The 354-nt window shown below is 54.2% G+C and carries 1 pseudogene; it reads right to left on the bottom strand.

The annotated features are described in order from the left end of the window. Positions 1-291 (bottom strand): annotated as a pseudogene (locus A7V84_RS10855) (transposase); the annotation flags it as partial. Positions 292-354 lie beyond the last annotated feature (63 nt).

Below are 354 nucleotides of genomic sequence, written 5' to 3'. Positions count from 1 at the left end.
CCATCTCACGTCGACGAGATGGCCTCACCATTTTTTTGCAAGGGCTTCTCCGACGATCTCCGCCTTGAGCTTCTCCTCGATGTACATCTTGCGCAACCGGACGTTCTCCGCCTCCAGCTCCTTCATCCGCGTCATCAGGCTCGCATCCATGCCGCCATACTTCGAGCGCCACTTGTAGAACGTCGCCTGGCTGATACCGATCTCACGGCAAAGATCCTGCACTGCCAGACCGCCTTCAACCCGCTTGATCGCCTCGATGATCTGGGTGTCCGTGAACTTCGATCGCTTCATCTGTAGAACTCCTTAATGAGAAAATTCTACTTCTGATTCCCCCGTTTTTTAGGGGGCATTACC

It is taken from the genome of Bordetella trematum (assembly GCF_900078335.1).
Lineage (GTDB): Bacteria > Pseudomonadota > Gammaproteobacteria > Burkholderiales > Burkholderiaceae_B > Bordetella > Bordetella trematum.
This window is presented reverse-complemented; position numbering and strand designations above follow the sequence as displayed.